The sequence below is a fragment of the Caballeronia sp. genome (assembly GCF_049581465.1).
Taxonomy (GTDB): Bacteria; Pseudomonadota; Gammaproteobacteria; order Burkholderiales; family Burkholderiaceae; genus Caballeronia.
On sequence record NZ_JBAUSA010001375.1, the window covers coordinates 1 to 2,273 of the forward strand.

Annotated in this window: 1 protein-coding gene and 1 pseudogene; both read right to left on the reverse strand. The window is 60.8% G+C overall.

Annotated features, from left to right (window positions below):
• Window positions 1-220 precede the first annotated feature (220 nt).
• On the reverse strand, window positions 221-1,840 hold the full coding sequence (gene gshA / locus WCA53_RS33275; protein ID WP_423922076.1) for a glutamate--cysteine ligase: 1,620 nt from the start codon (window positions 1,838-1,840) through the stop codon (window positions 221-223).
• Between the two features lie 200 nt (window positions 1,841-2,040).
• Window positions 2,041-2,273, reverse strand: a pseudogene (locus WCA53_RS33280) (DNA-3-methyladenine glycosylase 2 family protein); the annotation flags it as partial.

Sequence of the window (2,273 nt, forward strand, 5' to 3'; positions counted from 1 at the left end):
GTATTCGCGGTTTGAACGCGTTTCTTTGCTTCGTTTCTTTTCGCGTTTGAAAAGAAATGAAGTCCCGCCCCGGATAGGGGCTAACAGAAATAAGCAAGAAAATCCGACTTAAGCAGAACGACCACGCAAGTAGAAGGACTCAATCCTAGCCCCACACTCGCCGCGAACAGAACCCCATCCACTCCCGCCCCACCTCCCTGCACGCAAGGTCCCTCAAGCCTCAAACGCCCAAGCGGCCCAGCGTATACCCTCGATATGTGCCGACCAGGGCATCAAAGGAGCCGATTTCATCGCGTTCTATTCTTGCCTGATTCTCCAGCGACTCCGCCGATAGCGCCAACATCTGACGCTCAGCGTCCTCACCAAGCGGACGGCTGCGGAAATACTCCGCATGCTTCTGGCTGAGCGTGAGCGCAAAGGTATTGAAACCCTGCTTTTTGTCCCGCATGGTGGCAAGCACGCGCGCCGACGGCGTCAGCGATACATCCGCGACCCGCGCTCGCTGCGTCGCCATGGCCCGCACGTGTTCGTCGGTCCCGTGCAGTGTGTCGAGCGCCTGAGCTACCGGCTCCATGGCATCCAGCAATCCCTCGGCCCAGCCGCGCATGGATACTTCGCTGCCATCGCGTAACAGCGTCAGCCCCGGCTTGCGCCCTTCGGTCGTGATGCGCGCGAAGTTTTCATTGGCCTCTTCACTGGCCGCACGCGGCAGCAGCGGACTGTCGTCGAGTGCGCAATACAGCAGATAGACGTCCATGAAGCGCGATGTTTCCAGCGTGATGCCTGTCGGTTCGAACGGATCGATGTCGAGGCAACGCACTTCGATGTACTGCACTCCCCGCGCCGATAACGCGTGCAACGGCCGCTCTCCCGGCTCCGTGACGCGCTTTGGCCGAATGGTCGAATAGAACTCGTTCTCGATCTGCAGTACGTTGGTGTTGATCTGGACCCATTCGCCATCGCGCTGCGTGCCGATCGCCTGGTACGGCGGATACGGCTTGCTGACGGCTTTCGCGAGCACCTCGAGATAACCGTCGAGCGTGTCGTAACTCGGCAGCAGCGCAGCCTGCGCCGGATTGTTGGTGTAGCCGAGATCGCTCATCCGCAAGCTGGTGGCGTAGGGCAGATAAAGCGTGTTCGCGTCGAAGGTTTCAAGCGTGTTCGGGCGGTCGCGGAGGAACTGCCGGTTGAGTGCGGGCGACGCGCCAAACAGATACATCAGCAGCCAGTTCGAGCGGCGAAAGTTGCGAATCAGCGCGAAATATCGTTCGGACTGGAAATCGACCATGGACTCGGCGCTGCGGTTGTCGAGCGCGGCCCACGCGCGCCACACGTCCTCGTCCAGCGAATAGTTGAAGTGAATACCGGCAATACATTGCATCGTGCGACCGTATCGCATGGACAAACCGCGCCGGTAGACGTGCTTCAACATGCCGATATTCGAGGTCCCGTACCACGCGATCGGAATGTCCTGATCGGCAGGAAGAGGGCCCGGCATGGACTCGTTCCAGAGCAATTCGTCGCCGAGATGCTCATAAGCAAAGCGATGCAACTCATCCAGCCGTTCCATGGTCATTGTGACGTCGGGATCGGCGGGCGTGATCAACTCGACCAGCGCCTCGGAATAATCAGTCGTGATCAACGGATGCGTCAGCGCCGAGCCAAACGCAGGCGGATGCGGCGTGGTGGCGAGCGTGCCATCGCTCCTCACGCGCAGACTCTCCTTTTCGATACCGCGCAAGCCGCGCCGCAACGCCGCACCATGTGGACCAGTGGCCAGCGCGGACAGGCGCCGCAGGAGCGCGCTGTTGGAAGGAGAAGGGGAATTCGAGTTTGGCATTGACGGCGTTTGCGGTCGGGCGCGAGCAGCAAGGCGCCCAACAAGGATTTTCGGGTAGCGGGCACTTTAACATCTCGGTGTAAGCCGTGCTTGAACCCTTGCTGGATAAGGGTTTAGGCGGCTTTCGCCTAAGCGGTTTGAAAGGGCTTGCCGCCACCAGAACGGCCCAACGCCTAGCCAAGCGGCGTCCATCGAGTCAATCATCCGCCCTTCGCCGCTCCGACGCGATCCGCGATCTCGTTCCAGACATGCAGCGCGGCGTAGGCGCGATACGGCCGCCAGTGTTCAGCGCGGGCGCGCAACGTGGCGGCCTTGGCCATCGATGGATCGCGTGCCACCAATGCCTGCAAGAGAATCAGGTCGGTACCTGGCCACGCATCGGCGTCGCGCAGCGCGCGCATCGCGACATATTCCACGGTCCAGGGTCCAATAC